Below are 26,909 nucleotides of genomic sequence, written 5' to 3' on the forward strand. Positions count from 1 at the left end.
CGAACCAGCCGAGGCCGTGGCGTCGGTCGGCGTCAGTCGGAGAGACGCTCGCCCGTGGAGGTGGAGAAGACGTGGGTCTCGCCCGAGCGCGGCACGACGTGCAGCAGGCTGCCCTTCTCCGGCACGTCACGGCCGCTCACACGGACCACCAGGTCCTTGGGCTGGTCGCCCACCTTGGCGGTGCCATAGACGTACGCGTCGGCGCCCAGCTCCTCGACGACGTTCACGGTGACTGCCAGACCCTGGCCGGAGTCCGGGCCGGCCACGTCGAAGTGCTCCGGGCGGACACCCACGGTGACGGTCTTGTCCGTGGTCGAGGACAGCGCCTCACGCTGCACCGGCACCACGCTGTTGCCGAACTTCACACCGCCGTCGGCGATCGGGACCTCGACGAGGTTCATCGCGGGCGAGCCGATGAAGCCGGCGACGAACAGGTTGGCCGGCTTGTCGTACATGTTGCGCGGGGTGTCGATCTGCTGGAGCAGACCGTCCTTCAGTACGGCCACACGGTCACCCATCGTCATGGCCTCGACCTGGTCGTGGGTGACGTAGACGGTGGTGATGCCGAGACGGCGCTGCAGCGACGCGATCTGGGTACGGGTGGACACGCGGAGCTTGGCGTCCAGGTTGGACAGCGGCTCGTCCATGAGGAACACCTGCGGCTCACGCACGATGGCGCGCCCCATGGCGACACGCTGGCGCTGGCCACCGGAGAGCGCCTTCGGCTTGCGGTCCAGGTACTCGGTGAGGTCGAGGATCTTCGCGGCCTCCTCCACCTTCTTGCGGATCTCCGCCTTGTTGACGCCGGCGATCTTGAGCGCGAAGCCCATGTTGTCGGCGACCGTCATGTGCGGGTAGAGGGCGTAGTTCTGGAACACCATGGCGATGTCCCGGTCCTTGGGCGGCAGGTGCGTGACGTCGCGGTCACCGATGCGGATGGCGCCGGCGTTGACGTCCTCGAGCCCCGCCAGCATGCGGAGCGAGGTCGACTTGCCGCAGCCGGACGGGCCGACCAGGACGAGGAACTCGCCGTCCTCGATCGCGATGTCCAGAGAGTCGACGGCGGGCTTCTCGGAACCCGGGTAGATCCGGGTCGCCTTGTCGAACGTGACAGTGGCCATGGTGAATGGGCCCCCTTCTACCGGCAGGAACGTGCCGGACGATCCGTTGTAGGAAGGTGGTGTGCCACTACGGAGTTCCGTTGTGGTGTAGTCCACGAGAGTGAACTTGGACCGAGACGGTACCTGGCGTTCGCCTGGCTGTCAGTACCTGGGGGCATGTGAACTTCGCGGAAATTTTCGACGGACCGGCCCCGGGGTCTGGGTACACTGCACGAGCACACAGGTGCACGCCTCCTTAGCTCAGCTGGTCAGAGCGCCGCTCTTGTAAAGCGAAGGTCGTCGGTTCGAATCCGACAGGGGGCTCTCTCGCCGAACAGCACGAACGCCCCGGCCGATGATCGGTCCGGGGCGTTCGACATCCACGGGTGACCTCGACCGGGGCGGTCACTCACGGTCGACACGGCGCCTGAGCAGGCGGTCCATGTGGCTGATGCCCTCCCGCTGTATGTCCGAGGTCATGTGCGTGTGGACGTCCGTCGTGATGCTGATCCGGCTGTGCCCCAGGGTCTCCAGCACGACGCGGGGCGCGACGCCGGCCGCGAAGAGCAGAGAAGCGCGGCCATGACGAGTGTCGTGCGGACGCATTGTCGGGAGACCTGCGACTCCGGGGTCCGCAGGAATGACCGGTAGGGGTTCCGCGGGCCGATGGGGCCGGCCGCCGCGGGTCGTGAACCCGAGGTCGCTCTCGTGCCGGTCGTGGCCGGCCTCCTCGCGCCGTGCCGCCTGCTTGGGACGCTGCTGGAGCCCGGGGGAAGCGTCCTCATGACGAGGTACGGGTACGACGGCCGCAACCGCCACCGACGTCCCGTTCGGCGAGGTCCGAACGGGTGCCCCCACACGGCCGACATCCGGCACGTGTGACCCGGTCGCGTGCCGACTTCCGGTGGCCGGCGCTCGGCCGGCCACCGGAAGGGATTCAGCACCAGGTCGTCGTCCACTGGTCGGAGCGGATCTGCGGCAGGTTGGAGCCGATGACCTTCCAGCCGGTGCCCTGGTTGAGCGGGTACCGGGGGCCGCTGCGGCCGACCGAACGGTAGAAGACCACGCAGTGGCTTCCGTGGTTGTAGGCGGACCCGGGCCGGTCGAGGGCTCCGCCGGCGATGTACCGGTTGTTGTCGTGGATGAGGACGGGGGTCCCGCGGAAGTTGGTCTCGGGGTAGACGCAGGCGTACGTGGCGGGGCAGTTCGCCGGTGCGCTCAGGGCGCCGGAACTCCCGGACGTGGCCGCGTCGGCGTCGGCGAGCGGGGTGACGGCGAAACCCGCGGCGACGGCCGCGGCGGCGACCCGGACAAGGGTCCTTCGTGTGCTCATGGTTCTCCTCTCGGTGCCCGTCCGTTGCGGGCGCGGCGTCAGGTGCCGGCGCCGGACGGCGGGGACGCCGGGACGGCGCCGCCCGTGTGCTCCGACGATGTTGCTCGACGGCTCGGGCGCCGGCCACGGTCTCCGCCCGGTTGGCCACCGGGCGGGACGTCTGGCCCCTGACCTGCGAAGAAGTGGCACGGGGTGGCGGGCCGCCGGGACGGGTCGGCCGCTCATCCCCTCCGCAGCACCGCCCCCAGCACTTCCCGCAGTGCCCCCACCGGGTCCGGCACGGCCCCCGGTGCCCGCCACGCCACGAACCCGTCCGGCCGTACCAGGACCGCCCCGTCCGGCGTCGTGCCGTAGGCCCGGGCCCAGTCGCCGGTCCCGGCGCCCTCTCCCTCGTCGTACGTCAGGTCGGCGTCCGGTCCGGAGCCGATCCGGTACGGCTCGAGGCGTACGTGGTCCGTCACCGCGATGCGGCGGGCCGCGTCGTGCCACCCCGCCGTGGAGCGGGCGTCGCTGAGCAGCACCATGGCGCGTTCGTACAGGTCGAGCGAGGACAGCCGGGCGCTGGAGCGGCGCAGCCACAGGTGGGGGGCCCGGCTGCCCGGCTCCCCGGTCAGCCGCACCGCGTCGGGCACGACCGGTTGCGCGGGGTCGCCCCCCACGACGGCGCCCTCGGGGTAGCGGTAGCCGAGGACGACGTTGAGGATGCCGCTTCTCGGGCCGTCGCCGCGCATTCCGGGTGCCGGGGAGAAGCCGGGGTGGCTGTGCTCCACGGAGCGGGCCGAGGCGCGGGCGCTGGTGGCGAGGGCCACGGGCCGGCGTTCGGTGTCGTAGGTGTCCAGCAGGCCGGGTCCGGCCCAGCCGCCGAGGACGGCGGCCAGTTTCCAGGCCAGGTTGTGGGCGTCCTGGATACCGGTGTTGGAACCGAACGCTCCGGTGGGGGACATCTCGTGGGCGGAGTCGCCGGCGAGGAACACGCGCCCGGCCGCGTACCGGTCGGCGACGCGTTCGGCGGCGCGCCAGGACGCCCTGCCGGTGACCTCGACGTCGAGGTCGGGCACGCCGACGGCGCGGCGGATGTGCCGCTGGAGCCGGTCCTCGGTGAACTCCTCGAGGGTTTCGCCGCGTTCGGGGTGCCAGGGCGCGTGGAAGACCCACTGTTCCCTGTTGTCGACGGGCAGCAGGGCGCCGTCGGCCTCGCGATCGGTGAGGTAGCAGCAGATGAAGCGGCGGTCGCCGACCACGTCGGCGAGCAGCTTGGAGCGGAAGGTGATGCTGACGTTGGCGAAGAGGTCGCCGGGTCCGGTCTGTCCGATGCCGAGCCGACGCCGTACGGGGCTGCGCGGGCCGTCGGCCGCGACGAGGTAGTCGGCGCGGACGGTGTACCGCTCGTCGGTGGCCCGGTCGCGGACGACGGCCGTCACCCCTTCGGGGTCCTGTTCGAAGGACTCCATCTCGTGGGAGTACCTCAGGTCGCCGCCGAGCTCCCGGGCGCTGTCGAGGAGGACCGGCTCGAGGTCGTTCTGGCTGCACAGGCACCAGCTGGTGGGGCTGAACCGGGCGAGTCCGCCACCCGGGTCGATGTGCCGGAACAGCCATTCACCCGCGTCGCCGACGAGTGTCGGGGTCTGCAGGATGCCGTGGTTGCCGGCCAGGAGCGAGGCGGCGGTCTTGATGTCCGGTTCGATGCCGGCCACCCGGAAGAGTTCCATCGTCCGCACGTTGTTGCCGCGCCCGCGCGGGTGGACCGAGGTTCCCGCGTGCCGCTCGACGAGGGTGTGCCGTACACCGTGGCGGCCCAGGAACAGGGACATGGACAGGCCCACCAGGGAGCCGCCGACGATGAGGACCGGAACCCGGTGGTCGGCTTCTTGCTGCATCGGTGCCTCCAGGGCAGGGGTGCGGGGTGTGGGGCGCGTTGTGGTTTCCATGCCCGCTCCGGGCGGCTCCGCGTGCTCCGGCGTGGCCAATCACCCGCGTGATCAGCCATGTGATCACCCACGTGGTTCATACGAGTCGCGCACCACCGGCGGCCGGAACACGATCGAGGAACGCTGACGTCGTGTCACCCGCGGCCGACGTCGGCTTCTGCCCCGCCGAAGGAGAGAGCGCAGCATGACCACGATGTCTGAACGTCTTTCAGAACCGGTGACGCGACGGGTGTCGAAACGGGTGTCGCAGTCGGTGTTCGACGGCTCCCCGCTCCGGGTCGTCCTGTTGGTGGACGTCTACGACGGAGCGCAGCAGCAGTTCCTGGAGGCGTACGAGCAATTGTGCAACCAGGTCGCGTCTGTTCCCGGGCACGTCAGCGACCAGCTCTGCCAGTCGATCGAGAATCCCTCCCAGTGGCTGATCACCAGTGAGTGGGAGAGCGCGCCGCCGTTCCTCGCCTGGGTGAACAGCGAGGAGCACGTGCGGATGGTGCAGCCGCTGCACAGCTGTGTCCGGGACACCCGGTCGCTGCGCTTCCACATCGTCCGGGAGACGGGTGGCGAGCCGTCCGCCCGGTCGGCGAACCGCCGGCTGCAGGGGTCCCCCCGGATCGGTGACGGGGTGATCCGCCATGCGCTCACCTTCACGGTCAAGCCGGGCAGCGAACAGACGGTGGCGAAGATCCTCGCGGACTACGCCTCGCCCGAGGCCCGGGTCGACGACACCACCCGGCTGGTCCGGACCTCGCTGTTCATGCACGGCAACCGGGTGGTTCGGGCCATCGAGGTGCGCGGCGACCTGCTCGCGGCGCTGCGGCACGTCTCCCGGCAGCCCGAGGTGCGGGCGGTGGAGGAGGCCATCAACCCCTATCTGGAGCAGGACCGGGACCTGAACGACCCGGAGTCGGCACGGGTCTTCTTCACTCGTGCGGCGCTGCCCGCCGTCCATCATGTGACGTCGGACCAGGAGTGCCCGGAGGCGAAGCGGCTGGCGCTGTACTACCCGGCCCGGCCGGGCTGCGGCATGCGGCTGGCCAGGCTGCTCGCGGAGCAGGACGAGGCGCGGGCGGACGATCAGCGCGGCCCGGTCTGCGGCAGCACGATCTTCCAGCGCGACGAGATCGTCGTACGGCTGATCGATGTCCGTGGCGGTGTCGACGCCGACCCGGTGCTGACGCTCGGTCTGACCGATCCGGGGCAGGTGGCGGAGCTGACCACTCTCCTCGACGGCGCCGCCGTCGGTGCGGACGGTGGTGCGCTTCAGGGCGGCGACCTGGCGCGCTTCCTCACGCTGGCCCGTATGGACCTCGTCACCGACCGCCGTTCGGCCGAGGCCTGACCGGCACCACAGGGCCGCGGTGGGCCCGCCCCCCCCCATGTCGACGCAGCACACCATCGGAGGAACGACGTGACCAAACCCCGTCCCAGAATCGTGGAGCTCGGCGCGATCGAGCCCAACACCAGACGCGGCGGCGATCTGCGCGCCATGCTCACCCCGGCCACGGTCGGCTCCACCAGCGGTTTCATGGGTGTGGCCATCGTGCAGCCGGGGGATCGGATCGGCGAGCACTACCACCCCTACTCCGAGGAGTTCGTCTACGTCCTGTCCGGCCGGCTCGAGGTGGACCTGGACGGCGAACCGCAGCCGTTGCGGCCCGAGCAGGGACTGCTGATCCCCGCCTATATGCGGCACCGTTTCCGCAACGTGGGCGACGAGGAGGCGCGCCTCGTCTTCCATCTGGGCCCCCTCGCCCCGACGCCGCAGCTCGGCCACGTCGACACCGAGGAGACCGACGCCGTCGCGGTCGCGGCCGCCGCGGAGGGAGCCGGGGCGGGCGGTGCCCGGCCGGCCGACCGAGGTCAGGTCCGTTCATGACCCGGCGCGTGGCGGTCACCGGCATAGGCGTCGTGGCACCGGGCGGCATCGGCGTACCGGCGTTCTGGGATCTGCTCGCCAACGGCCGTACCGCGACGCGGGGCATCACCTTCTTCGACCCGACCGGCCTGCGCTCTCGGATGGCCGCGGAGTGCGACTTCGACCCGGTGGCGTGCGGGCTGGAGCCGGAGCAGATCGAACGTGCCGACCGGTACATCCAGTTCGCCCTCGTCGCCGGTGAGGAGGCCGTACGGGACGCCGGCCTCGACCTTTCCAGGGAGAACCCCTGGAGGGTCGGGGTGTCCCTGGGGACCGCGGTGGGCGGCACCACCCGGCTGGAGCACGACTACGTGCTGGTCAGCCATCGCGGGCAGCGCTGGGACGTGGACCACCGCGAGGCGGGTCCGTATCTGCACCGGGCGTTCTCGCCCAGCACGCTGGCCTCGATGGTGGCGGAACGTTTCGGCGCCTGTGGCCCGGTGCAGACCGTCTCCACGGGCTGCACCTCGGGGCTGGACGCGGTGGGGTACGCCTTCCACACCGTGGAGGAGGGCCGCGCCGACATCTGCGTGGCCGGTGCCTCCGACTCGCCGATCTCCCCGATCACCATGGCCTGCTTCGACGCGATCAAGGCCACGTCCCCGAACAACGACGACCCCGCGCACGCCTCGCGGCCCTTCGACAACAACCGTGACGGGTTCGTCATGGGCGAGGGCGGCGCGGTGCTCGTCCTGGAGGAGCTGGAGCACGCCCGGGCCCGCGGCGCGCGGGTGTACTGCGAGCTCAGCGGCTACGCCACCTTCGGCAACGCCTACCACATGACCGGACTGACCAGCGAGGGCCTGGAGATGGCCCGTGCCATCGAGACGGCGCTCGACCACGCCCGCCTCGACGGTTCGGCCATCGACTACGTCAACGCGCACGGCTCCGGCACCCGGCAGAACGACCGGCACGAGACCGCCGCCGTGAAGCGGGCCCTGGGCCACCACGCCTACGACACGCCCATGAGTTCCATCAAGTCCATGGTGGGCCACTCTCTCGGGGCGATCGGGGCGATCGAGGTCGTGGCCTGCGTACTGGCCCTGGACCGCCAGGTCGTACCGCCGACCGCGAACTACGAGACCCCCGACCCGGAGTGCGACCTGGACTACGTCCCGCGCGTGGCCCGGGAGCGGAAGCTGACCAGCGTGCTCTCCGTGGGCAGCGGGTTCGGCGGCTTCCAGTCCGCGGTGATCCTGACCCGGCAGAGGGAGAGGACACGATGAGCGCACCCCACGTCAGGCGCGCCGGCGTCACCGGAATCGGCGTCGTCGCGCCCAACGGAACGAGTACCGACACCTTCTGGAAGTCCAGCCGGGAGGGCATCAGCGTCCTGGACCGGGTCACCCGCGAGGGGTGCGAGCATCTGCCGCTGAAGGTGGCCGGCGAGGTCCGCGCCTTCGACCCGGCGGCGGTGGTCGATGAGCGTTTCCTCGTGCAGACCGACCGGTTCACGCACTTCGCGATGGCCGCGGCCGACCTGGCCCTGGCCGACGCCCGGATCGGCCGCGCCGACGAGCACGGTTCGCCGTTCTCCCTGGGCGTGGTCACCGCGGCCGGTTCCGGCGGCGGCGAGTTCGGGCAGCGGGAGCTGCAGCAGCTGTGGGGAAAAGGCAGCCGGTTCGTCGGCCCGTACCAGTCCATCGCCTGGTTCTACGCGGCCAGCACCGGTCAGATCTCCATCCGCCGCGGGTTCAAGGGCCCCTGTTCGGTGGTCGCCGCCGACGAGGCCGGCGGACTGGACGCCCTCGCGCACGCCGCGCGGGCCGTGCACCGGGGCACCGATGTGATCGTGGCCGGCTCCACCGAGGCGCCGCTCGCGCCGTACTCGGTTGTCTGCCAGCTCGGCTACCAGGAGCTGAGCACCGTCGGCGACCCGGAGCGCGCCTACCGCCCCTTCACCTCGGAGGCCTCGGGGTTCGTGCCCGCGGAGGGCGGCGCCATGCTCGTCGTGGAGGACGAGACGTCCGCCCGTGCGCGGGGCGTACGGGTGCGGGCCGTCCTTGCCGGGCACGCGGCGACGTTCACCGGCGCCTCCCGGTGGGAGCGGTCCCGGGAGGGGCTCGCCCAGGCGATCCGCGGCGCTCTGGACGAGGCCGGCTGCGCCCCCGAGGAGGTCGACGTGGTGTTCGCCGACGCCCTCGGCGTACCGGAGGCGGACCGCGCCGAGGCGCTGGCGATCGCCGACGCGCTGGGCGCGCACGGCGGGCGCGTACCCGTGACGGCGCCCAAGACGGGAATAGGCCGCGGCTACTGCGCGGCGCCGGTGCTGGACGTCGCGTCGGCGGTGCTCGCGATGGAGCACGGCCTGATCCCGCCCACCCCCAACGTCCACGACGTCTGCCACGACCTCGACCTGGTGACCGGCCGGGCCCGCGCCGCCGAGCCGCGCACGGCGCTGGTCCTCAGCCGGGGCCTCATGGGGTCGAACACGGCGCTCGTGCTGCGGCACGGCGCAGCCGACTGAGCCCGAGCGAACGACCAAGCAGCGGCGCCTCGCGGCGAGGCAGCCCTGGAGCAAAGGAGACCCACCGTATGAACGACCACATCACCCTGGAAGAACTGTCCGAGCTGATGAGGAAGGCCGCCGGAGTCACCGTCGCCCCGCAGGAACTGCAGCAGCGGTGCGACTCCGGCTTCGACGCCCTCGGCATCGACTCGCTCGGTCTGCTCGGCATCGTCGGCGAACTGGAGAACCGGCACGGCACCCCGCTGCCGCCCGACGCGGAGCGCTGCAAGACGCCACGGCAGTTCCTCGACCTCGTCAACAGCACTTTTATGGCAGGAGCCTGACATGGCCGGACACACCGAGAACGCCATCACCATCGCAGCGCCGGTGGACCTGGTCTGGGACATGACCAACGACCTGGAGAACTGGCCCGGCCTGTTCAGCGAGTACGCCTCCGTCGACGTGCTCTCCCGCGAGGGGAACAGGACGACCTTCCGGCTGACCATGCACCCCGACCAGAACGGCACGGTGTGGAGCTGGGTCTCGGAGCGCGAGACGGACCGCCCCACCCTCACCGTCAAGGCCCGCCGGGTCGAGCCGGGGCCCTTCGCGTACATGAACATCCGGTGGCAGTACGAGGAGGTCCCCGAGGGCACCCGGATGATGTGGACGCAGGACTTCGCGATGAAGCCCGACGCCCCGGTCGACGACGCCTGGATGACCGACAACATCAACCGGAACTCCAAGGTGCAGATGGCCCTGATCCGGGACCGCATCGAGAAGGCCGCCGCCGAGTCACGGCCGGCGCCCGTGCTGGCCGACTGAACCGGACGGAGGACACACCCATGCACCAGGCCCTGATCGTCGCCCGTATGGCCCCCGGGTCGGCCCCGGACATCGCCAAGGTGTTCGAGGAATCCGACCGGGGAGAGCTGCCGCACCTCGTCGGGGTCACCCGGCGCACCCTGTGGCAGTTCGGCGACGTCTACATGCACCTGATCGACGCCGACCGGGAACCCGGCCCGGCCGTCGCCAAGGTGGCCGAGCACCCGGCGTTCCGGGACGTCAGCGAGCGGCTCACGGCGTACGTCAGCGCCTACGACCCGGCCACCTGGCGCTCTCCCAAGGACGCGATGGCGCAGTGCTTCTACCGCTGGGAGCGGGAGGCCGCTCGCTGAACCACCCCCGACCCCACCGTCCGCACCACCCGAACGGCCACCGGTCGCCGGGCCCGCGTCCACCGCGGACCCGGCGACCGGTGGCCCGTGGGGGCGGACCCGGCGGGCCCGTCGCGCTCGTCGTCCGGTGCGGGTCGTCCGGTGCGGCTTCAGCCGGTCCGTTCGGCGCGGGGCGTCCAGCGCGGTCGTTCAGTGCGGGACGGTGCATTCGAACGCGTGCAGGTAGGGGTTGACCGGGCGGATCGCGTCGATGAGCAGGCCCGCCGCGGTGATCCGGTCCACCATGCTCCTCTCGGTGTGCTTGGCCCCGCCCACGTTGAGGAGCAGCAGCAGGTCCATGGCGGTGGAGAACCGCATCGAGGGCGTGTCGTCGACGAGGTTCTCGATGACCACGACCCGCGCCCCCGGCCCGCCCGCCGTGACGACGTTGCGCAGGCACCGGGCGGTGGAGTCGTCGTCCCACTCGAGGATGTTCTTGATGATGTAGACGTCGGCCCTGACCGGGACGGCCTCGCGGCAGTCGCCGGGCACGATGCGCACCCGGCCGGCGAGGTCACCTCCGGGACGCAGCCGCGGATCGGCGTTGTCCACCACGCGCGGCAGGTCCAGCAGCGTTCCGTGCATCGACGGGTACTTGTCCAGCAGGCTCGCCACCACATGTCCCTGACCACCGCCGATGTCGGCGACCGAGGAGCTGCCCGACAGGTCGAGGAGTTCGGCGACGTCCCGGGCGGACTGCCGGCTGGAGGTCGTCATGGCCCGGTTGAAGACGTCTGCCGACTCGGGGGCGTCCTCGTTGAGGTAGGTGAAGAACTCCTTGCCGTACAGGTCCTCGACGACGTTCCGGCCGGTGCGCACCGCCTCGTCCAGCTTCGGCCAGGCGTCCCAGGTCCACGGTTCGGTGCACCACAGGGTGATGCAGCGCAGGCTGTTCGGGTCGTCCTCGCGCAGCAACCGGGACATGTCGGTGTGCGCGAACGTCCCGTCCTCCTGCTCGGCGAAGACGCCGTAGCAGGTCAGGGCCCGCAGCAGCCGCCGCAGTGGCCGGGGTTCGGTCTTCACCGCGGCCGCGAGGTCCGCCACGGCCATGGGGCCGTCCCCGAGCGCGTCGGCGACACCCAGCCGGGCGGCGGCGCGCAGGGCGGCGGCACACGCCGCCCCGAACGCGAGTTCCCGAAGCCGCATGGAGGGCGGTGGGGCAGGGCTTACGGTCGTCATGTGCTGCCTTTCCTCTCTGGGTCCGCGAGGGTCTTGCCCAGGCGGCGGTGCCGCGGCGTCAGCACAGTCCCGCGGGCTTGGAGGCGCCGCAGGTGTTGCCCTGGAAGGTGTTGCCCTTGCCGGTGTCCGCGTTGACGAGGTCGGCCGGGGTGTTGCGCCGCACCGTGTTGCCGGTGATCTGGTTGCGTTCGTTCGGGGCGCCCACCATGCTCTTGAAGAGCACGATCCCGCCGGAGAGCGGGGACTTGCCCGCGTGGTCCGTGACCGTGTTCCGGGTCACCAGGGTGTTCTCGGCCCCGGTCAGGACGATCCCCGTGCCCTGCAGGGCGGGCAGCCGGGCGGTCTTCGGGCAGGACTTGTTGTTCCGGTGGATGAAGTTGTCGCTCACGGTCAGGGCGCCGGCCCGCGGGGTGTTCTCGTCCCCGACGACGAAGAGCGCCGCGCAGTTGGCGGTGATGTCGTTGCTCATGACGGTCAGGTCCCTCAGGCGGCGGATGGTGACGCCGATCCGGTTGCCCTGGAGGTGGTTCTGCGCGATCACCGCACCCTTGGTGTCCGTGGCCCCGCCCTCGGTGGCGACCGAGTTGGCGAGGAACAGGCCCGCGTCGCCGTTGTCGCGGGCGGTGTTGTCCAGGAACACGCCCCGGGTGGAGCGTTCCTGCGCGATGCCCCACACCTTGTTCCTCTCGGCGGTCACGTGCCGGACGGTCAGCCGGTCGGTCCACGTGGACCACAGGCCACTCTTGGGGAAGCCGGTCAGGGCGAGGGAGGCGACGGTGGTGTCCGTGACGGGGTGCCCCCGCTTCCCCTCGACACAGATCCCGTTGCCCGCCTTGGCGCAGGCGTTCGATGTCGCCCCGAGGGGCGGTGCGATGACGGTGTTCCGCCCCATGCCGCGCAGAGTCAGCCCGGAGGTGGTCACCCGGACGCTCTCCCGGTAGGTGCCGGCGGAGATGAGGATGGTGTCTCCCGGTCTGGCGGCGTCCACCGCCTTCTGGATGGAGTCACCCGGGCGTACCGTGCGGGTGCCGGGGGTTGCGGGGAGGGGGTCGGCGGTGGCGCCGCACCCCGACGCGACGAGCGCTGCGGCACACGCGAGGAAAGCGAGATGGCGTTTCGTCATATTCGATACGCTATGACCGGATAAGTCGTTGAATGCCGGATCGGCCATACGGGGGCGTGTCTCGGTCCGGGTGGTGGCCCGGCGTGCCGCCGCAACGCGGGCGCGGCGCGCCGGCGGCCGCCCGGGTCGTGGTCAGCCGCGCAGCGTCCGCCCGATCTCCAGCAGGCCCCTCTCCGGCGGCCTGCCGACCTCGAGGTCCCAGAGGCGGTGCTGCAGCACCCGGCCCGGCGTCCACGCCCGCTCCCGCTGCGGGCCCAGCGCGTCCGTCAGGGCGCCGAAACGCCACCGGGCCTCCGCGGGGTCGTGGCGGCGGCGGTTCGCGGGGAGCGGCTCCGAGCCGGGGTCGCCGGCGAGCGGCTCAAGGTCGATGGCCGGGCAGGGGGGCGCGGTGTCGTACTCGGCAGACGGACGGCTCCCTGCCCGTCCCGCACCCGCGGGGCAGGGGCTCGCCCACGGTCTCCTCGTCCAGGAACCGGAGCTTGAGCACGGCCGGCGTCGCATCCCCCCGCAGCACCGGAACCGCCGGCGCGCACACGCCGTACCTCGCGGGCCCGTCCACCCGCAGCCCCCACCACCCGCGAACTCCTCCGCCCGCGAACTCCTCCGCCCGTCGGGCGGCTCCGCGACGATCGCCCGCTCCGCCGGCCCGTTGAATTTCTCCTGAGAAGCGGCCGGCTCACCAGGCACCTCGATCACCTTCCCGACCATACTGGCCTGTGTGGACGGGGTCAGGCGGTTTCGGCGCGGCCTCGGGGCGGCGGCGGCGTACCTCCGCAGCGCCCCGGGGACGTACGTGTGGCTGCTGGTCCTGTTCTTCACCACCATCGCGCTGCACCACATGTCACCGCACTTCGAGGAGCGCTTCCTGCGGCAGCGGTCCACCAACATCCACCAGCTGTCCCAGGACCCGCTGCACGCGTTCATCACCAGCGCGATGTGGATCGACGGCGGACACTGGCTGCCGTACGCCGCGCTCTACACGGTCTTCCACGCCCAGGCGGAGCGCTGGCTGGGCACCGTCCGCTGGCTGACCGTGTGCGCCGCCGCGCACGTGCTGGCCTCGCTCGTCAGCGAGGGGGCGCTGCTGCAGGCGATAAGAGACGGGATGGCCCCCCAGTCGGCGGTCAACACACTCGACTTCGGGGTCAGTTACGCGCTCGCGGGGGTGGTCGGCGTGCTCACCTACCGGCTCGCGGCACCCTGGAGCTACGCGTATCTGACCGTCGTCCTGCTGGTGTACTCCATACCCCTGGCCGCGACCCCCACCTTCACCGATTTCGGGCATTTCATCGCTGTGCTCATCGGTCTGGCCTGCTATCCGCTCACCCGTGGCCGCGGAAAACCATGGAATCCGAAGGAGACACTGGTCACTCTCAAGGGTTAACGTCCGCGCATGAACACTGCGGTGAGTGGCGTCGTCAACGGCGGCGTCTCCTTCTGGTACGCCGACGACGGCCTCCCCGAGCCCCGGGAACCCCTCGCCGGGGACGCGTCCGCCGACGTGGTGATCGTCGGCGGCGGCTACACCGGCCTGTGGACCGCCTACTACCTGAAGAAGGCGGCACCCTTTCTGCGCATCACCGTGCTGGAGCAGCGGTTCTGCGGCTACGGCGCCTCCGGCCGCAACGGCGGCTGGCTCTACAACGGCATAGCGGGCCGCGACCGGTACGCGAAGCTGCACGGCCACGAGGCCGCCGTCCGCCTGCAGCAGGCGATGAACGACACGGTCGCCGAGGTCGTCCGCGTCACCGGGACGGAGGGCATCGAGGCGGACGTGCACGTCGGCGGCGTCCTGGAGGTGGCGTACACACCCGCGCAGCTGGCCCGTCTGAAGGCGTCTCACGAGCGGGAGCTGTCCTACGGCGAGAAGGACCGCGAGCTGTACGGCGCCCGGCAGACCGCCGAGCGGATCAGGGTCGCGGACGCGGTCGGCTCCACCTGGACCCCGCACGGGGCGCGGCTGCACCCGGTGAAGCTGGTCAAGGGCCTCGCGGCGGCCGTGGAGGCGCTCGGTGTGAAGATCCACGAGCACACCCCGGTCACCGAGATCCGTCCGAAGCACGCGGTGACGCCCTACGGCACGGTCCGCGCCCCCTACGTCCTGCGCTGCACGGAGGGCTTCACGGCCTCTCTGAAGGGACAGCGGCGCACCTGGCTCCCCATGAACTCCTCCATGATCGCGACCGAGCCGCTCACCGACGCGCAGTGGGAGCGGATCGGCTGGGAGGGGCGCGAGACGCTGGGCGACACGGCGCACGCGTACATGTACGCCCAGCGCACCGCCGACGGCCGGATCGCACTCGGCGGGCGCGGCGTCCCGTACCGCTTCGGCTCCCGCACGGACAACGACGGCCGCACCCAGCCCGCCACCGTTCAGGCGCTCCACGACATCCTGGTCCGCTTCTTCCCGTCGCTGGCCGGGATCGGGGTGACCCACGCATGGTCGGGCGTGCTCGGCGTGCCCCGCGACTGGTGCGCCACGGTCACCCTGGACCGCTCCACGGGCCTCGGCTGGGCGGGCGGCTACGTCGGCTCGGGCGTCGCCACCGCCAACCTCGCCGCCCGTACGCTGCGCGACCTCGTCCAGCAGGACGCGGGCCAGTCGGGCCCGACGGAGCTGACGGCGCTGCCGTGGGTGAACCACCGGGTGCGCAAGTGGGAGCCGGAACCGCTGCGCTGGCTGGGGGTGCACGGGATGTACGCCACCTACCGCACGGCGGACCGGCGTGAGAGGACGGCGCCCGGCATCGAGTCGTCACGCCTGGCACAGCTGGCCGACCGGGTCGCCGGACGCACGTGAGGAAAGGGCGGGCCCGGCCCCGCCTGTGCTTGACTGCCGGCATGATCCGTACCGCGACACCCGACGACATCCCCGTCCTCCACACCCTGATCCGTGAACTCGCCACCTACGAGAAGGCGGCCGACGAGGCACGGGCGACGCCGGAGCAGCTGGACGAGGCGCTGTTCGGCGCGCGCCCGGCGGCCTTCGCGCACATCGCGGAGGACGACGGGGGAGCGGTTGTCGGATTCGCGCTGTGGTTCCTGAACTTCTCCACCTGGCGGGGCGTGCACGGCATCTACCTGGAGGACCTGTACGTCCGCCCGGAGGCCCGTGGCGCCGGCCACGGCAAGGCGCTGCTGACGGAACTGGCCCGCATCTGCGTGGAGCGAGGCTACGAGCGTCTGGAGTGGTCGGTGCTGAACTGGAACCGCCCGTCGATCGACTTCTACGAGGCCCTGGGCGCCCGCCCGCAGGACGAGTGGACGGTGTACCGGCTGACGGACGGGGCGCTGGCGGAACTCGGGCGTCCGGAGGCGTGCGGGGCCGAGCCGTCCTAGTGCCGCATCAGGCGGCGTTCGCCCCGTCGCGACGCCCGGCACGCTCCCCCAAGCTCTTCGAGCAGGGGGACCCCCAGAGCACGCACCGGACACCGCGGGCACCGCACAGGGCTTTCGTAACCCCCTAGTCGCCGGCGACGCGGACGACCGCGAGGGTGATGTTGTCGGGGCCGCCCGCGCTGATGGCGGCCTTCCACAGCTCGAAGGCGGCCCGTCCGTCGTCGTGCTCCCGCAGCACCGCGTCGATCGTGTCCTCCGGCACCGGATCCGTGAGGCCGTCCGTGCAGAGGAGATAGCGGTCGCCCGGTGACAACGGCCCGGCCGTCACATGCGGCACGACGGCACGGTAGTGCGCGGAGCCGCCGAGGCACTGGGTGACCAGCGAGGTGGTGCGCCGCCCGGGCGCCAGGGGCGGGCTGTCGTCCACACTCACCTGCCGGAGCCCTTCCGCGGGCGCGGCGAAGACGCGGCTGTCCCCCACGTTGAAGACCAGCCGCTCCTCCGGCAGCAGGACGGCACCCGCGACGGTGGTGCCCATCATGGCGAGGCCGGGGCCGTCGTCCTCGCCGCCCTCGGCGGCCGTGTAGACGGCACGGTTGCAGGACTCCACTGCGCCCCGGACGGCTTCCTCACTGCCCAGCGCCGGCCCGAGGGCCGCGAACCGCCGCGCCACCAGCGCGCTCGCCACCTCGCCCCCGGGGTGCCCGCCGAGCCCGTCGGCCACGGCGACGACCAGGGGCGTACCCAGGGGGAAGACCAGCGTCTGCGGGTTCTCGGTGACGGTGGCGCACAGCGTCCACGGGCCGGCGACGAGACTGTCCTCGTTCTTGTCCCGCAGCAGGCCCGGGTGGCTGAGTGCGCTGACAGCGACGTACGACACCGCAAGCCACCGCCGATCACCGGATGCGGGCGATCACCGGATCACCCGTGGTCAGGGGCGTTTCCGCCCCAGCTCGTCCCCGCGCTCGCCCTCCGCCTGGGACGGCTCCGTGCGGGGTACCTCCGGGTGCTGCTCCCTGGCACTGCGCTCGCCGGGCTCGTCGCGCTCGCCCTCGGCCTGCGACGGGGTGTGCGAGTAGAGCCAGGTGTCGTATTCCGAGGCTCCGGATGACTTCATGCCGGCCTCCTTCGTCGTTCCCCTCCATGGTCCACCCCCAGGACGGCCATGGCGAGGCGAGCCGCGTCGTACGTCGCCGCTCGCGCCCGTCCCCTCAGTCCTCCTCCGCCACCCGCAGCCCCATCGCCGCCGCCAGCACCGGGGCGAGGTCGAGCAGCTGCGCATGGCTGATCGCCGCGCCGGACAGGCGGTCCACTCCGCGCGCGATGTCCAGCTCCGCCGCGCGGCGCAGGTCCACGTCCACCAGGGACGCCGCCGTCAGGTCGGCTCCCTTCAGCACGCAGTCCACGAACTCCACCCGCTCCAGCCGGGCGCCCCCGAAGTCCGGCTCGATGAGGACACAGCCCTCGAAGACGACGTCCTTCAGCCGCGCCGTGCGCAGGTTCAGGTAGTCGATCTTGCCGCCGTGCACCAGCACCCGCTCCAGCACCGCCCCGTGCAGCTGGGTCCCGCCGAGCCGGGCGTCCACCAGCTCCACGTCGCGCAGGGTCGCCTCCGCGAGGTCGGTGCCCACGCCCCGTATGCCCTTCAGGACCGAGTCCAGCACGCGCGCGTGGTGCAGCCCCGTCCCGTCCAGCGTGCACCCCGTCAGCGCGCAGTCCATGAACCGGGCGCCCACGCCGTCCTGGCCCGCGAGATCCGCGTCCCGGAACTCCAGCCCGTCGTAGTCCCCGTCCGGAACCACCTCCCCGTCCGCCCACGCCACCAGCTCGGGCAGCCGCACCTCCGGCCGCCGCGCCGTCTTCACCACCCGCGCCCTCCGCACCATGCCCCCCATGCTGCACCCGACCACTGACAATCGCCCGGACCTGCGATGTCGCCCTTGCTGCCGGAGCCGTGAGGAGCGGCCGCCGCACCCGGCGAGGGGCTTTCCGGGCTGCCGGTCAGGGGACCCTGGGGAAACGGGCCTGCAGCGTCCAGATCGCCGGGTTCTCCGCGAGGTCCTCGTGCAGGTCGGTCAGGTCGGCGATCAGGTCGTGCAGGAAGTCGCGGGCCTCGCGGCGCAGTTCCGTGTGGGAGAACGTCAGCGGGGGCCCGGCCGACGGCAGCCACTCCGCCTCGATGTCCACCCAGCCGAAACGGCGCTCGAACAGCAGGCGGTCGGTGGACTCGGTGAAGTCCAGCTCCGCGCGCTGCGGCCGGGCGGCACGGCCGCCGAGCGGGTCCCGGTCGAGCCGCTCGGCGATGTCGCACAGCGCCCACGCGAAGTCGAGCACCGGCACCCATCCCCAGGCTGTGGACAGCTCCCGGTCCGCCTCGGTGTCGGCGAGGTAGACGTCACCGCAGAAGAGGTCGTGCCGCAGGGCGTGGACGTCCGCGCGGCGGTAGTCGGTCTGCGGGGGATCGGGGAAGCGGTTGGAGAGGGCGTAGCCGATGTCGAGCACGGGGGCGATGGTGTCACAGGGCCTTGCGCAGCACGGCGCACGGGCGGCCCCGCTCACGGTCCGGGCGGCGGTCGATGACCTCGTAGCCGAGAGCCGTCCAGAAGGCGAGGCCCGCGGCGTTGTCCTCCAGCACGGCGAGGCGTACGGCGGTGCGTCCGGCGGCGCGCAGCCGGTCCTCGACCAGGGACGCCAGGTGTCGTCCGTGCCCCTGCCGATGCAGGACCGCGTCGACCATCAGCAGGCCGATCCACGGGTCGGGGTCGGCCGGGTCGGGGTGGTGCGCGAGGGTGATCGCCATCCCGACGAGCCGCCCGAAACTGCGGGCGAGCAGCACCTCCGCGTCGGGGTGCGCCAACTCGTCGGCCAGCGCGGCCGCCACCTGCTCCGGGCGGATGTCGTCCGGGTCGGGGAAGTCGCCGCTCAGGGCGTGGAACTCCCGGTTGGAGGCGTGGAGCGCGGTGAGTTCGGTCAGCAGCTCACCCGGGAGGCCGTGCTCGGGGCTGAGCGGGAGGGGCTCGAGGATCACCCCGGCAACGTATCGCGGACGGGTCGGGGCCCGGGAATGCAACCGGAGCCCCGGCCTCCAATGGCCGGGGCTCCGGTCACGCGCCGGGCGTACCCCTGTGCGGAGAGCCCGGGGGACTCCGTCAGACGTTGACACCGAAGTCCTGGGCGATGCCCACCAGACCCGACGCGTAGCCCTGGCCGACCGCGCGGAACTTCCACTCCGCACCGTTGCGGTACAGCTCGCCGAAGATCATGGCCGTCTCGGTGGCCGCGTCCTCCGACAGGTCGTAGCGGGCGATCTCCTGGCCGCCGGCCTGGTTGACGATGCGGATGTACGCGTTGCGGACCTGGCCGAAGTTCTGCGAGCGGGATTCGGCGTCGTAGATGGACACGGGGAAGACGATCTTGTCGATGTCCGCCGGGAGCGCCGCCAGGTTGACGTTGATCGCCTCGTCGTCGCCCTCGCCCTCGCCCGTGCGGTTGTCGCCCGTGTGGACGATCGAGTTGTCCGGGGTCTGCTTGTTGTTGAAGAAGACGAAGTGCTGGTCCGAGTAGACCTTCCCCTGGGCGCTGACCGCGATCGCGGACGCGTCGAGGTCGAAGTCCGTGCCGGTGGTGGTGCGGACGTCCCAGCCGAGGCCCACGGTGACGGCGGTCAGGCCCGGAGCCTCCTTGGTGAGCGAGACGTTGCCACCCTTGGACAGGCTTACAGCCATTGTTGGGAGTCCCTTCCCTCGTTGCGTGTGCGGATGAAGCTACCGCCACCTCCAGCAACGCCAAGGGGGGTGTCCGCGGTTCCGGGTTCCTTTACCTTTTTTACCTGCCGTTCGGAAATCGGGATGACGCGGACCGGGCGGAGCGGGGAACATGGACGGCATGTCCGGTCCCTATGTCGTCCGCGGCTCCGTCTCGCTCCCCGAGGCGGAGCTGATGTGGCGTTTCTCGCGATCGTCCGGGCCCGGCGGACAGCACGTCAACACCAGTGACACCCAGGTGGAGTTGCGTTTCGACCTCGCCGGGACCGAGGCCCTGCCTCCGGTGTGGAAGGAGCGGGCGCTGGAGCGGCTCGCGGGGCGGCTGGCCGACGGGGTCGTCACCGTGCGGGCCTCCGAGCACCGGTCGCAGTGGCGCAACCGGGAGGCGGCCGCGGTACGCCTCGCGGCCCTGCTGGCCGAGGCGACGGCACCTCCGCCGCGGCCGCGCAAGCCGACCCGCGTCCCGCGGGGGATCAACGAGCGGCGGCTGCGGGAGAAGAAACAGCGCTCGGAGACCAAGCAGGGGCGATCCGGCCGGGGCTGGACGTAGCGGCTCCGCGGGTTCAGGACGGACCCGGAACGCCCGTCGTCCGCCCGCCGTTCCTCTCGCCGCTCGCAGGCCGGCCGCGCGATTGCGGACGGGATCATGCCAAGTGCCGGTAACGCCCCCGGAAGTACGTGAGCGGTCCGCCCCCCGTACTCGGCACCCGTGCCGTGAGCACCCTGCCGATCACCAGCGTGTGGTCGCCGGCCTGCACCCGCTGTTCCGTGCGGCACTCCAGGGTCGCCAGTGCGCCGCCCACCAGAGGGGCGCCGGAGACCTCGCCGCGGATGCAGGGGATGTCCTCGAACAGCAGGCGGTCGCTGACGCGGCCCTTCATCGCGAAGCGGCCCGCGATGTGCCGCTGGCTCTCCGAGAGGACGGAGACCGCCCACAGCGGCTGCTCGGCGAGCAGGTCGTCCATGCGGGCGCCCTCGCGCAGGCTGACCAGGACCAGGGGCGGGTCCAGCGACACCGACATGAAGGCGGTCGCCGTCATGCCGACGTCCTCGCCCTTGGGCCCCTCGGGGTCCAGCGCGGGCTCGTGCGACGTCACCAGGACCACGCCCGCGGCCAGCCGGGACATGGCCGCGCGGAACTCGTCGTTGCTCACCCCCTCAGCATGCCCGGAGGAGGGCGGCACGGCGGACACTGAGGGGACAGCGGAAGTCTTGAGCACGTCAGAACGCTAGTCTCCGCTTCCGGCCGCCCACATCGGGCCCGGGCCCGAACCGTGACCTAGGTCCGGCGACGGACGTCGTACGATCTCAAGTCCGCACAGGGCCGCAGCGAGGCCGACAGGTTCGGCGAAAACACGGGGAAAATGCGGAACCTCTCCGTAATTGTTCATCTTTGGCTGTGACTTGAGTCACAGGAAGCGTATTTTGTTGACCCTGTGTACCTAGTGCGCAGCGCGCTGTGATTCAGTGGCGGAGACGCTGCACGATGCTGTCCGGGAAGTACGCGGAGTAGCGTGCCGCGGAAGGCCGGGAGAACGGTGGTACGCCGACGCGTCCCTGGAGTTGCTGCGAGTTCTCGAGGGGAGGGCGAATGGAGACCGAGTCGGAGCCGTATGTCCGCCTTGCCACCCTGCGGCAGCTGCACCAGGTGATGGCGGACATGAACACCGCCCGCAGCCTGGCGGACACGCTGCAGACGGTCGCCGACGGCATCGTGAACGGCCTCGGCTACGAGCTGGCGGCCGTCAACCTCGTACGCCCGGACGGCGACCTGGTCGTCGCCGCGCTCGCCGGGAACTCCGCCGCGGAGGCACTGATCACCGGTCGCGTCGGCTCCCGCGCCTCCTGGGAGCGGCGCCTCACCATGGGCGAGGCCTGGGGGGCGCTGCGGTTCATACCGCACACGGAGGGCTGGATCCTCGACGAGGACGACGTGCCGCAGTGGTACACCGACGGTCCCGAGCCCCGCTTCGAGGACGAGTGGCACCCCTCCGACCGCCTCTTCGCCCCCATGTACACGCCCGGCGTCCAGGGCAGCTCCTACGGTGAACTCCTCGGCGTCATCTCCGTGGACCGGCCGCGCAACGGGCGGCGGCCCGGCGCCTGGGGGCGCGAGGCCCTCCAGATGTACGCCTTCCACGCCGCCATCGCCATCAGCAACGCCCGGCTGCGGGCCAACATGCAGCGCGCCCTGGTCCGCCTGGAGCGGGAGCAGCAGGCCCTGCGCGCCAGCGAGGAGTCCTTCCGGCAGGCGTTCGAGTACGCCCCGTCGGGCATGGCCATCGCCGAGATGGGCGGCGACCAGCACGGCCGGATCCTGCGCACCAACGACGCCCTGTGCCGCCTGCTGGGCCGCCCCGCCTCCGCCATGCGCCGCTACTCGTTCTCCGACCTGGTCCACCCCGAGGACATCGGCACCCTGCTGCGCACCTCCGCCGAGGGTGGCCGCGCCGAACTGCGGCTCGGCCGCCGGGACGGCACCTACGTGTGGGTGTCCCTGCGCAACTCGGTGGTCGCCGACGCCGCCGACGGTCCCCGCTTCCTGCTCACCCACGTCGAGGACATCGAGGAACGCAAGCGCCGCGAGCTGCAGCTCGCCCACCGCGCCTCGCACGACTCGCTCACCGGACTGCCCAACTCCGCGGAGCTGCGCGCCCGTCTGTCCGCCCGCCTGTGCCGGCGCCCGCAGTTGCCGGCGCCGAGCGCGGCCGACTCCCTGGACGCCGCGTACGGCGACGGGTTCGCAGACGACCACCCGGCCGTCCACGACGTCGGCGGGCACGCCTTCACCCTCCACGCCGGGCCGGGGCCGTACGACGCCTTCGACCACCATGTGCACACCGCCGCGCCGGACGGCGACGCCGACGACGGCACCAAGGGCCTCGCGGTGCTCTTCTGCGACCTCGACGGCTTCAAGTCCATCAACGACCGGTTCGGGCACAACGCGGGCGACGCCGTCCTCATCGAGGTGGCCCGCAGGCTCAGCCGCGGGGTACGGGACGGGGACACGGTGGCCCGGCTCGGCGGTGACGAGTTCGTCGTGCTGGCCGACGGGCTCGGCAAGGCCGACGCCCAGGACCTCGCCGTCCGTCTGCGCAACGAGATCATCCAGCCGATCCGGGTCGACGGCCGCGCCATGCGTGTCGGCGCGAGTTTCGGCATCGGCTGGGCACACTGCGGCATGACGGCGGACGAAGTGCTGAAATCGGCTGACGAGCGGATGTACGTAGAGAAACGGTCTCGTCCCAAAGCGCACAGGCGCGCGGGATAAACCGCAGGTCAGCCCTTGGGTGATGGGAACAACAGCCGTGTGCGGTCCGGGGACCGGGTAGGCTCGCCATTCAGCCATGTACGCATCTGGACCCGCACCTGTTGAGGAGACCTAGGGATGACGCCCGGCAACAACGGCGCGAGCACGCCCGAGGACGACGACCCGTTCGGCTACCTCTACGCCGACGGTCAGGCCAACGGCGCCCAGCCGCCCTCCGGCGGCTACGGCTACCCGGGCTCCGTGAACAGAGTGCGCACGGTCGGCCAGCGCCAGTACGGCCAGCCGCAGGCCCAGACGGCCGCCTACGGCCAGGTCCCGCAACAGCAGTCGTACGGCCAGCCGAACGCGCACTACGCCGCTCCGGAAACGGTGCCGGGCGGTGCCCCGACGACCCGTCAGACGCCGTCGGCCGCGCCGCCCGGCGGTGGCCGCGGCCGGGGCCCCAACACCAAGGGTCTGCTGATCGGCGCGATCGCGGTGGTGGCGGCGGTCGTCATCGGCATCGGCGTCGTCATGATCACCGGCGACTCGAACGACGGGAAGAAGGGCGGCCGGGCGGGCTCCAGCCCGACGGTCACGCAGAGCGCGTCCCCGAGCCAGTCCGCCACGCAGCAGTCCACGGACGACACCAAGCTGCCGACGATCGACGCCAAGGCACTGCACCTGGAGGGCGGCGCGACCACCGCGTCCGACGTCAAGGGCGCCAAGGCGGACGGCGGTGTCTACGTCGGCAACTTCAACAACGTGGGCGCCGCCGTGACCTGGACCGTGGACGTCCCGTCCACCGGCAAGTACACCCTGCACACCGGCTACGGCGTGCCCGGCGTCGACGCCACCGCCACCCTCACGATCGACGGTACGGCACAGACCAACCCCCTGTCCCTGAAGAACTGGGCCAACGCGCCCCAGGGCGACTGGGAGAAGGGCTGGACGAAGACGTACAACTACATCCAGCTCAACAAGGGCACCAACACGATCCGGATCTCCTGCGAGCAGGGGAACCAGTGCAACGTCTACCTGGACCAGCTGTGGCTGACGAAGGGCTGGTCGAAGTAGGGCCCGCAGAAGGGCTCCACGGCTACGCCGCCGTGGCCTCGGCGGTCACCGTCACCTGGTCCAGCAGCTCCTCGTAGGTACTGCGGTCGAACTCGCCTGCCGCCGGGGCGAGTACGGTCGCCGCCGACAGGGCCACCGCCCGGGCCAGGCGTCGCGGCCAGGGCAGGTGTTCCACCAGGCCCGACAGCAGGCCCGCGACCGCCGAGTCGCCCGCGCCCGTCGGATTGCCCGTCAGGCGGCGCGGCGGGGCGGCCCGCCAGCGGCCTTCCGTGTTCACGGCGAGCAGGCCCTCGGCGCCCAGCGAGGCGACCACCGTGTGCGCCCCGCGCCGGCGGGCGTCCCGCGTCGCCTGCGCGGGCTCGTGGGAGCCGGTCAGTTCGGCCAGTTCGTCGGCGTTCGGCTTGACGATGTCGGGGCGGGCGGCGACCCCGCGGCGCAGCGGTTCCCCGCTGGTGTCGAGCAGCACCGGGACGCCCGCCGCCCGGGCGGTGCGCACCAGGTGGGCGTACGCCCCCACCGGCACGCCCGGCGGCAGGCTGCCGCACAGGGCCACCGCGGCGGCGGAGCGCACCAGGTCGTCGTACCTCTCCAGGAACGCCGACCACTCGGCGGGCGTGATCACCGGGCCGGGTTCGTTGAGCTGGGTGGTGTCGCCGGTCGCCCGGTCGGCCACCGCGACGGTGCGCCGGGTGGCGCCCCGGACCGGGACCAGCGCGTCCACGAGACCGGGCGTGCGGGTGAGCCGGTCCCGCAGCGAGCGGCCCGTCGCGCCGCCCGCGAAGCCCGTGGCCGTCACCTCGTGACCCAGCGCGGCGAGCACCCGGGCCACGTTCAGTCCCTTGCCGCCGGGCCGTTCGGTCACCTCGGTCACCCGGTGCGAGGTGCGCGGCCTCAGCTCCCGTACGCGATAGGTGATGTCGAGAGCGGTGTTCAGCGTGACCGTCAGGATCACCTGGGAACCTCCCTCGAGAGTCGGGGCGGCGCGGTCCGTGGGCCCGGACCGGGAATGCGCCTGCCGTCGGCGGTTGCGGAGGCACGATCATGCCAAAAGAGTCGGCGGTCGGCCCAGCCCCGGGTTCGACGGCCGTATGCCAACAAACGGATGAATCACCCCAGTTGGGGATCGACCACCCACTCGCCGCGGCGCATCACACCCCTGAGGCGGAAGCCGTCGTCCAGCAGCACCAGGTCGGCGTCCTTGCCGGGCTCCAGGGAGCCCACCCGGTCGTCGACGCCGAGCAGCTTCGCGGGGTTGGCCGAGACGGCCCTGACCACGTCCTGCACCGGCAGCCCGTCCACGGTGACCGCCCGGCGGAACGCGCGGTCCAGAGTGAGCGTCGAACCCGCGATCGAGCCGCCCTCCACCAGCCGGGCCACCCCCTCGCGGACCTCGACCTCGAGCGGGCCGAGCATGTACCGCCCGTCCCCGATGCCGGCCGCGTCCATGGCGTCCGTGATGAACGCCACGCGTCCCGCGCCCGCATGACGGAACGCCAGCCGCAGCGCCGCCGGGTGCAGATGGACACCGTCGTCGATCAGCTCCACCGTGACCCGCTCGTCCTCCAGGAGAGCGGCGACGGGGCCGGGGGCGCGGTGGCCGAGCTGCGGCATCGCGTTGAACAGGTGGGTGGCGACCGTGGCGCCCGCGTCGATGGCCTGGACCGTCTGCTCGTACGTCGCGTCCGTGTGCCCGACCGCCGCGATCACGCCGTGCTCGACGAGCAGTCGTACGGAGTCCAGACCGCCGGGCCGTTCGGTCGCGAGCGTCACCATCGCGGCCCGGCCGCGCGCGGCGTCGATCAGCTTGCGCACCTCCGCCGGGTCGGGGTCGCGCAGCAGCGCCTCGGAGTGGGCGCCCTTGCGGCACGGCGAGATGAACGGCCCCTCGAAGTGGATGCCGGCGAGGTCCCCCTGCTCGGCCAGCTCCGACAGCAGCCCGGCCTGCTGGACGAGGACGTCCATGTCGTCGGTGACGGTGGAGGCGACGAGCGTGGTGGTGCCGTGCTCGCGGTGGGTGCGCAGGGCCCTCAGGACGTCGTCGGCCGGCCCGGAGAAGGACGCACCGCCGCCGCCGTGGTTGTGGATGTCCACGAAGCCGGGGACCAGCCAGTGGCCGCGTACGTCGACGGTCTCGGCGCTCTCGGGCGCGGACGCGGCGATGCGCGTGCCCTCGACGACCAGGCGGCCGTCGTCCACGACCCCGCCGGGCAGTACCACCCGGGCGCCGGTGAGAACCTTCGTGGTGGCCATCAGACGGTTACCTCCGCAGGGTCGGTGGTTTCGAGGAGATCCCAGGCCAGAAGCCCGGCACCCAGGCATCCGGCCGCATCCCCCAGCGCGGCGGGGACGATCGGGGGCAGTTTCTGGAAGGTCACGCGCCGGCGCACGGCCGCCCGCAGCGGTGTGAACAACGTGTCCCCCGCCTCGGCGAGCCCGCCGCCGATGATCAGGGTTCGCGGGTCCAGCAGGGTGAGTGCGGTCACCAGGCCGTCGGCGAGGGCGTCCACGGCGCCCTGCCAGACCTGCCGCGCCCGCGGATCCCCGGACGCCACGGCCTTCGCGCAGTCGGCGGCGTCCGCCTCCGGGACCCCGGCCGCCTCGGCCCACGCCTTGCCCACGGCGGCCGCGGACGCGTACCGCTCCAGACAGCCGCGCTGTCCGCACGGACACGGCATCCCCTCGGGCCGTACGACGATGTGGCCGATCTCGCCCGCGAAGCCGTGCGCCCCGGCCTCGACCCGGCCGCCGATGCCGATGGCGCCCGCGATGCCGGTGCCGAGCGGCACGAACAGGAACCGGTCCGCCCCCATGCCCGCGCCGAGGCGCCCCTCGGCGAGTCCGCCGGTGCGCACGTCGTGCCCGAGCGCCACGGGCACCCCGTCGAGCCGGCGGCTCAGCAGCTCCCGCAGCGGCACATCGCGCCAGCCCAGGTTCGCCGAGTAGGCGGCGATGCCGCGCTCGGCGTCCACGATCCCGGGGACGGCGACGCCGGCCGCGGCCGCGGGTTCGCCCAGGTGGCGCTCGCCGTGGGCGCGCAGCTCGCCGGCGAAGGCGAGCACCGACTCCACCACGGCGTCCGGCCCGCGCTCGCGTCCGGTGGCCCGGCGCGCCCGGTGCAGCAGCTCGCCTCCGGCCCCGACCAGGGCGGCCTTCATCCCGGTGCCGCCCACATCGAGGGCGATGACATGTCTCACGGGAACAGTGTCGCCCCTGCACCCCGGAGAGGTCTAGTCCA

29 protein-coding genes, 1 tRNA gene and 1 pseudogene are annotated in these 26,909 nt (G+C 72.0%); 14 read left to right on the forward strand and 17 right to left on the reverse strand.

Going from position 1 to position 26,909, the window contains the following annotated elements:
- Positions 1-32: 32 nt before the first annotated feature.
- A complete protein-coding gene (locus tag AC5WS8_RS17500; RefSeq protein WP_496104318.1) occupies positions 33-1,121 on the reverse strand; it encodes an ABC transporter ATP-binding protein in 1,089 nt (362 codons plus the stop codon).
- A 229-nt stretch (positions 1,122-1,350) separates the two neighbouring features.
- Here AC5WS8_RS17500 and AC5WS8_RS17505 point away from each other — a divergent pair.
- Positions 1,351-1,424: transfer RNA gene (locus tag AC5WS8_RS17505), tRNA-Thr, on the forward strand.
- An 81-nt stretch (positions 1,425-1,505) separates the two neighbouring features.
- Here AC5WS8_RS17505 and AC5WS8_RS17510 read toward each other — a convergent pair.
- The 3 genes and pseudogenes from AC5WS8_RS17510 to AC5WS8_RS17520 all read right to left on the reverse strand — a co-directional run.
- Positions 1,506-1,856, reverse strand: a pseudogene (locus tag AC5WS8_RS17510) (tyrosine-type recombinase/integrase); the annotation flags it as partial.
- 181 nt (positions 1,857-2,037) lie between these two features.
- Positions 2,038-2,433: a peptidase inhibitor family I36 protein gene (locus tag AC5WS8_RS17515; RefSeq protein WP_496104319.1), complete on the reverse strand. Its 396-nt coding sequence runs from the start codon at positions 2,431-2,433 to the stop codon at positions 2,038-2,040.
- A gap of 221 nt (positions 2,434-2,654) precedes the next feature.
- On the reverse strand, positions 2,655-4,310 hold the full coding sequence (locus AC5WS8_RS17520) for an FAD-dependent oxidoreductase (protein ID WP_496104522.1): 1,656 nt from the start codon (positions 4,308-4,310) through the stop codon (positions 2,655-2,657).
- A 235-nt stretch (positions 4,311-4,545) separates the two neighbouring features.
- Between AC5WS8_RS17520 and AC5WS8_RS17525 the strand changes: the two genes are divergently transcribed.
- From AC5WS8_RS17525 to AC5WS8_RS17555, 7 genes are all read left to right on the forward strand, one after another.
- Positions 4,546-5,700, forward strand: coding sequence for a SchA/CurD-like domain-containing protein (locus AC5WS8_RS17525; protein ID WP_496104320.1), 1,155 nt, complete (start codon positions 4,546-4,548; stop codon positions 5,698-5,700).
- Positions 5,701-5,769: 69 nt separating this feature from the next.
- Positions 5,770-6,237, forward strand: coding sequence for a cupin domain-containing protein (locus AC5WS8_RS17530; protein WP_496104321.1), 468 nt, complete (start codon positions 5,770-5,772; stop codon positions 6,235-6,237).
- A complete protein-coding gene (locus AC5WS8_RS17535; protein WP_496104322.1) occupies positions 6,234-7,502 on the forward strand; it encodes a beta-ketoacyl-[acyl-carrier-protein] synthase family protein in 1,269 nt (422 codons plus the stop codon). Before AC5WS8_RS17530 ends, AC5WS8_RS17535 begins: the two co-directional genes overlap by 4 nt.
- Complete coding sequence (locus tag AC5WS8_RS17540; protein ID WP_496104323.1) at positions 7,499-8,743, forward strand: ketosynthase chain-length factor; 1,245 nt, start codon at positions 7,499-7,501, stop codon at positions 8,741-8,743. The genes AC5WS8_RS17535 and AC5WS8_RS17540 overlap by 4 nt, the downstream gene beginning before the upstream one ends.
- Before the next feature lie 68 nt (positions 8,744-8,811).
- Entirely contained in the window at positions 8,812-9,069 is a 258-nt protein-coding gene (locus tag AC5WS8_RS17545) for an acyl carrier protein (RefSeq protein ID WP_496104324.1), read from the forward strand.
- A 1-nt stretch (position 9,070) separates the two neighbouring features.
- Positions 9,071-9,550, forward strand: a complete 480-nt coding sequence (locus AC5WS8_RS17550; RefSeq protein ID WP_496104325.1) for an SRPBCC family protein — start codon at positions 9,071-9,073, stop codon at positions 9,548-9,550.
- A gap of 20 nt (positions 9,551-9,570) precedes the next feature.
- Positions 9,571-9,903 carry a TcmI family type II polyketide cyclase gene (locus AC5WS8_RS17555; RefSeq protein WP_496104326.1) on the forward strand — a complete coding sequence of 111 codons (333 nt, stop codon included), beginning with the start codon at positions 9,571-9,573 and terminating at the stop codon, positions 9,901-9,903.
- Between the two features lie 189 nt (positions 9,904-10,092).
- Here AC5WS8_RS17555 and AC5WS8_RS17560 read toward each other — a convergent pair whose 3' ends face one another.
- From AC5WS8_RS17560 to AC5WS8_RS17570, 3 genes are all read right to left on the reverse strand, one after another.
- Positions 10,093-11,121 (reverse strand): methyltransferase, encoded by a 1,029-nt coding sequence (locus AC5WS8_RS17560; RefSeq protein WP_496104327.1) that lies wholly within the window; start codon positions 11,119-11,121, stop codon positions 10,093-10,095.
- A gap of 58 nt (positions 11,122-11,179) precedes the next feature.
- Positions 11,180-12,244, reverse strand: a complete 1,065-nt coding sequence (locus tag AC5WS8_RS17565) for a right-handed parallel beta-helix repeat-containing protein (RefSeq protein ID WP_496104328.1) — start codon at positions 12,242-12,244, stop codon at positions 11,180-11,182.
- 132 nt (positions 12,245-12,376) lie between these two features.
- Complete coding sequence (locus AC5WS8_RS17570) at positions 12,377-12,745, reverse strand: hypothetical protein (RefSeq protein WP_496104329.1); 369 nt, start codon at positions 12,743-12,745, stop codon at positions 12,377-12,379.
- A gap of 217 nt (positions 12,746-12,962) precedes the next feature.
- Between AC5WS8_RS17570 and AC5WS8_RS17575 the strand changes: the two genes are divergently transcribed.
- From AC5WS8_RS17575 to AC5WS8_RS17585, 3 genes are read left to right on the forward strand one after another with little or no spacing between them, the layout of a single operon-like run.
- On the forward strand, positions 12,963-13,628 hold the full coding sequence (locus AC5WS8_RS17575; protein WP_496104330.1) for a rhomboid-like protein: 666 nt from the start codon (positions 12,963-12,965) through the stop codon (positions 13,626-13,628).
- 9 nt (positions 13,629-13,637) lie between these two features.
- Positions 13,638-15,044 (forward strand): NAD(P)/FAD-dependent oxidoreductase, encoded by a 1,407-nt coding sequence (locus tag AC5WS8_RS17580; protein ID WP_496104331.1) that lies wholly within the window; start codon positions 13,638-13,640, stop codon positions 15,042-15,044.
- Between the two features lie 29 nt (positions 15,045-15,073).
- Positions 15,074-15,583, forward strand: coding sequence for a GNAT family N-acetyltransferase (locus AC5WS8_RS17585; RefSeq protein WP_496104332.1), 510 nt, complete (start codon positions 15,074-15,076; stop codon positions 15,581-15,583).
- 124 nt (positions 15,584-15,707) lie between these two features.
- Here the strand turns inward: AC5WS8_RS17585 and AC5WS8_RS17590 are convergent, their stop codons facing one another.
- From AC5WS8_RS17590 to AC5WS8_RS17615, 6 genes are all read right to left on the reverse strand, one after another.
- On the reverse strand, positions 15,708-16,463 hold the full coding sequence (locus AC5WS8_RS17590) for a PP2C family protein-serine/threonine phosphatase (protein ID WP_496104333.1): 756 nt from the start codon (positions 16,461-16,463) through the stop codon (positions 15,708-15,710).
- A gap of 51 nt (positions 16,464-16,514) precedes the next feature.
- Positions 16,515-16,700: a hypothetical protein gene (locus AC5WS8_RS17595; protein ID WP_496104334.1), complete on the reverse strand. Its 186-nt coding sequence runs from the start codon at positions 16,698-16,700 to the stop codon at positions 16,515-16,517.
- A gap of 94 nt (positions 16,701-16,794) precedes the next feature.
- Complete coding sequence (locus AC5WS8_RS17600) at positions 16,795-17,469, reverse strand: pentapeptide repeat-containing protein (protein ID WP_496104335.1); 675 nt, start codon at positions 17,467-17,469, stop codon at positions 16,795-16,797.
- A 115-nt stretch (positions 17,470-17,584) separates the two neighbouring features.
- Entirely contained in the window at positions 17,585-18,085 is a 501-nt protein-coding gene (locus AC5WS8_RS17605; RefSeq protein ID WP_496104336.1) for a hypothetical protein, read from the reverse strand.
- Between the two features lie 13 nt (positions 18,086-18,098).
- Positions 18,099-18,611 carry a GNAT family N-acetyltransferase gene (locus AC5WS8_RS17610; RefSeq protein ID WP_496104337.1) on the reverse strand — a complete coding sequence of 171 codons (513 nt, stop codon included), beginning with the start codon at positions 18,609-18,611 and terminating at the stop codon, positions 18,099-18,101.
- Between the two features lie 121 nt (positions 18,612-18,732).
- A complete protein-coding gene (locus AC5WS8_RS17615) occupies positions 18,733-19,308 on the reverse strand; it encodes a TerD family protein (protein ID WP_496104338.1) in 576 nt (191 codons plus the stop codon).
- 151 nt (positions 19,309-19,459) lie between these two features.
- Between AC5WS8_RS17615 and arfB the strand changes: the two genes are divergently transcribed.
- On the forward strand, positions 19,460-19,897 hold the full coding sequence (gene arfB / locus AC5WS8_RS17620) for an alternative ribosome rescue aminoacyl-tRNA hydrolase ArfB (RefSeq protein WP_496104339.1): 438 nt from the start codon (positions 19,460-19,462) through the stop codon (positions 19,895-19,897).
- A 94-nt stretch (positions 19,898-19,991) separates the two neighbouring features.
- On the opposite strand, the gene AC5WS8_RS17625 is transcribed toward arfB, so the two are convergent.
- Positions 19,992-20,567, reverse strand: a complete 576-nt coding sequence (locus tag AC5WS8_RS17625) for a flavin reductase family protein (protein WP_496104340.1) — start codon at positions 20,565-20,567, stop codon at positions 19,992-19,994.
- Positions 20,568-20,938: 371 nt separating this feature from the next.
- Between AC5WS8_RS17625 and cdgB the strand changes: the two genes are divergently transcribed.
- Complete coding sequence (cdgB, locus tag AC5WS8_RS17630) at positions 20,939-22,618, forward strand: diguanylate cyclase CdgB (protein ID WP_496104341.1); 1,680 nt, start codon at positions 20,939-20,941, stop codon at positions 22,616-22,618.
- 117 nt (positions 22,619-22,735) lie between these two features.
- Entirely contained in the window at positions 22,736-23,674 is a 939-nt protein-coding gene (locus AC5WS8_RS17635) for a CBM35 domain-containing protein (RefSeq protein ID WP_496104342.1), read from the forward strand.
- A gap of 22 nt (positions 23,675-23,696) precedes the next feature.
- Here the strand turns inward: AC5WS8_RS17635 and AC5WS8_RS17640 are convergent, their stop codons facing one another.
- The 3 genes from AC5WS8_RS17640 to AC5WS8_RS17650 all read right to left on the reverse strand — a co-directional run bounded on the left by AC5WS8_RS17640 (position 23,697) and on the right by AC5WS8_RS17650 (position 26,868).
- On the reverse strand, positions 23,697-24,626 hold the full coding sequence (locus AC5WS8_RS17640) for a 1-phosphofructokinase family hexose kinase (RefSeq protein ID WP_496104343.1): 930 nt from the start codon (positions 24,624-24,626) through the stop codon (positions 23,697-23,699).
- A gap of 155 nt (positions 24,627-24,781) precedes the next feature.
- Positions 24,782-25,924 (reverse strand): N-acetylglucosamine-6-phosphate deacetylase, encoded by a 1,143-nt coding sequence (nagA, locus tag AC5WS8_RS17645; protein WP_496104344.1) that lies wholly within the window; start codon positions 25,922-25,924, stop codon positions 24,782-24,784.
- Complete coding sequence (locus AC5WS8_RS17650; RefSeq protein WP_496104345.1) at positions 25,924-26,868, reverse strand: ROK family protein; 945 nt, start codon at positions 26,866-26,868, stop codon at positions 25,924-25,926. The genes nagA and AC5WS8_RS17650 overlap by 1 nt, the downstream gene beginning before the upstream one ends.
- Between the last annotated feature and the right edge of the window lie 41 nt (positions 26,869-26,909).

Source organism: Streptomyces sp. PTL18 (assembly GCF_059510295.1).

Bases quoted from the DNA above. Each gene is read 5' to 3' on its own strand.
- AC5WS8_RS17555 (WP_496104326.1), top strand. From the start codon at position 9,571: ATGCACCAGGCCCTGATCGTCGCCCGTATGGCCCCCGGGTCGGCCCCG.
- arfB (WP_496104339.1), top strand. From the start codon at position 19,460: ATGGACGGCATGTCCGGTCCCTATGTCGTCCGCGGCTCCGTCTCGCTC.
- AC5WS8_RS17560 (WP_496104327.1), bottom strand. From the start codon at position 11,121: ATGACGACCGTAAGCCCTGCCCCACCGCCCTCCATGCGGCTTCGGGAA.
- AC5WS8_RS17635 (WP_496104342.1), top strand. From the start codon at position 22,736: ATGACGCCCGGCAACAACGGCGCGAGCACGCCCGAGGACGACGACCCG.
- AC5WS8_RS17615 (WP_496104338.1), bottom strand. From the start codon at position 19,308: ATGGCTGTAAGCCTGTCCAAGGGTGGCAACGTCTCGCTCACCAAGGAG.
- AC5WS8_RS17550 (WP_496104325.1), top strand. From the start codon at position 9,071: ATGGCCGGACACACCGAGAACGCCATCACCATCGCAGCGCCGGTGGAC.
- AC5WS8_RS17540 (WP_496104323.1), top strand. From the start codon at position 7,499: ATGAGCGCACCCCACGTCAGGCGCGCCGGCGTCACCGGAATCGGCGTC.
- AC5WS8_RS17500 (WP_496104318.1), bottom strand. From the start codon at position 1,121: ATGGCCACTGTCACGTTCGACAAGGCGACCCGGATCTACCCGGGTTCC.
- AC5WS8_RS17535 (WP_496104322.1), top strand. From the start codon at position 6,234: ATGACCCGGCGCGTGGCGGTCACCGGCATAGGCGTCGTGGCACCGGGC.
- AC5WS8_RS17600 (WP_496104335.1), bottom strand. From the start codon at position 17,469: ATGGTGCGGAGGGCGCGGGTGGTGAAGACGGCGCGGCGGCCGGAGGTG.
- AC5WS8_RS17580 (WP_496104331.1), top strand. From the start codon at position 13,638: ATGAACACTGCGGTGAGTGGCGTCGTCAACGGCGGCGTCTCCTTCTGG.
- AC5WS8_RS17545 (WP_496104324.1), top strand. From the start codon at position 8,812: ATGAACGACCACATCACCCTGGAAGAACTGTCCGAGCTGATGAGGAAG.
- nagA (WP_496104344.1), bottom strand. From the start codon at position 25,924: ATGGCCACCACGAAGGTTCTCACCGGCGCCCGGGTGGTACTGCCCGGC.
- AC5WS8_RS17570 (WP_496104329.1), bottom strand. From the start codon at position 12,745: ATGCGACGCCGGCCGTGCTCAAGCTCCGGTTCCTGGACGAGGAGACCG.
- AC5WS8_RS17515 (WP_496104319.1), bottom strand. From the start codon at position 2,433: ATGAGCACACGAAGGACCCTTGTCCGGGTCGCCGCCGCGGCCGTCGCC.
- AC5WS8_RS17520 (WP_496104522.1), bottom strand. From the start codon at position 4,310: ATGCAGCAAGAAGCCGACCACCGGGTTCCGGTCCTCATCGTCGGCGGC.
- AC5WS8_RS17525 (WP_496104320.1), top strand. From the start codon at position 4,546: ATGACCACGATGTCTGAACGTCTTTCAGAACCGGTGACGCGACGGGTG.
- AC5WS8_RS17565 (WP_496104328.1), bottom strand. From the start codon at position 12,244: ATGACGAAACGCCATCTCGCTTTCCTCGCGTGTGCCGCAGCGCTCGTC.
- AC5WS8_RS17595 (WP_496104334.1), bottom strand. From the start codon at position 16,700: ATGAAGTCATCCGGAGCCTCGGAATACGACACCTGGCTCTACTCGCAC.
- cdgB (WP_496104341.1), top strand. From the start codon at position 20,939: ATGGAGACCGAGTCGGAGCCGTATGTCCGCCTTGCCACCCTGCGGCAG.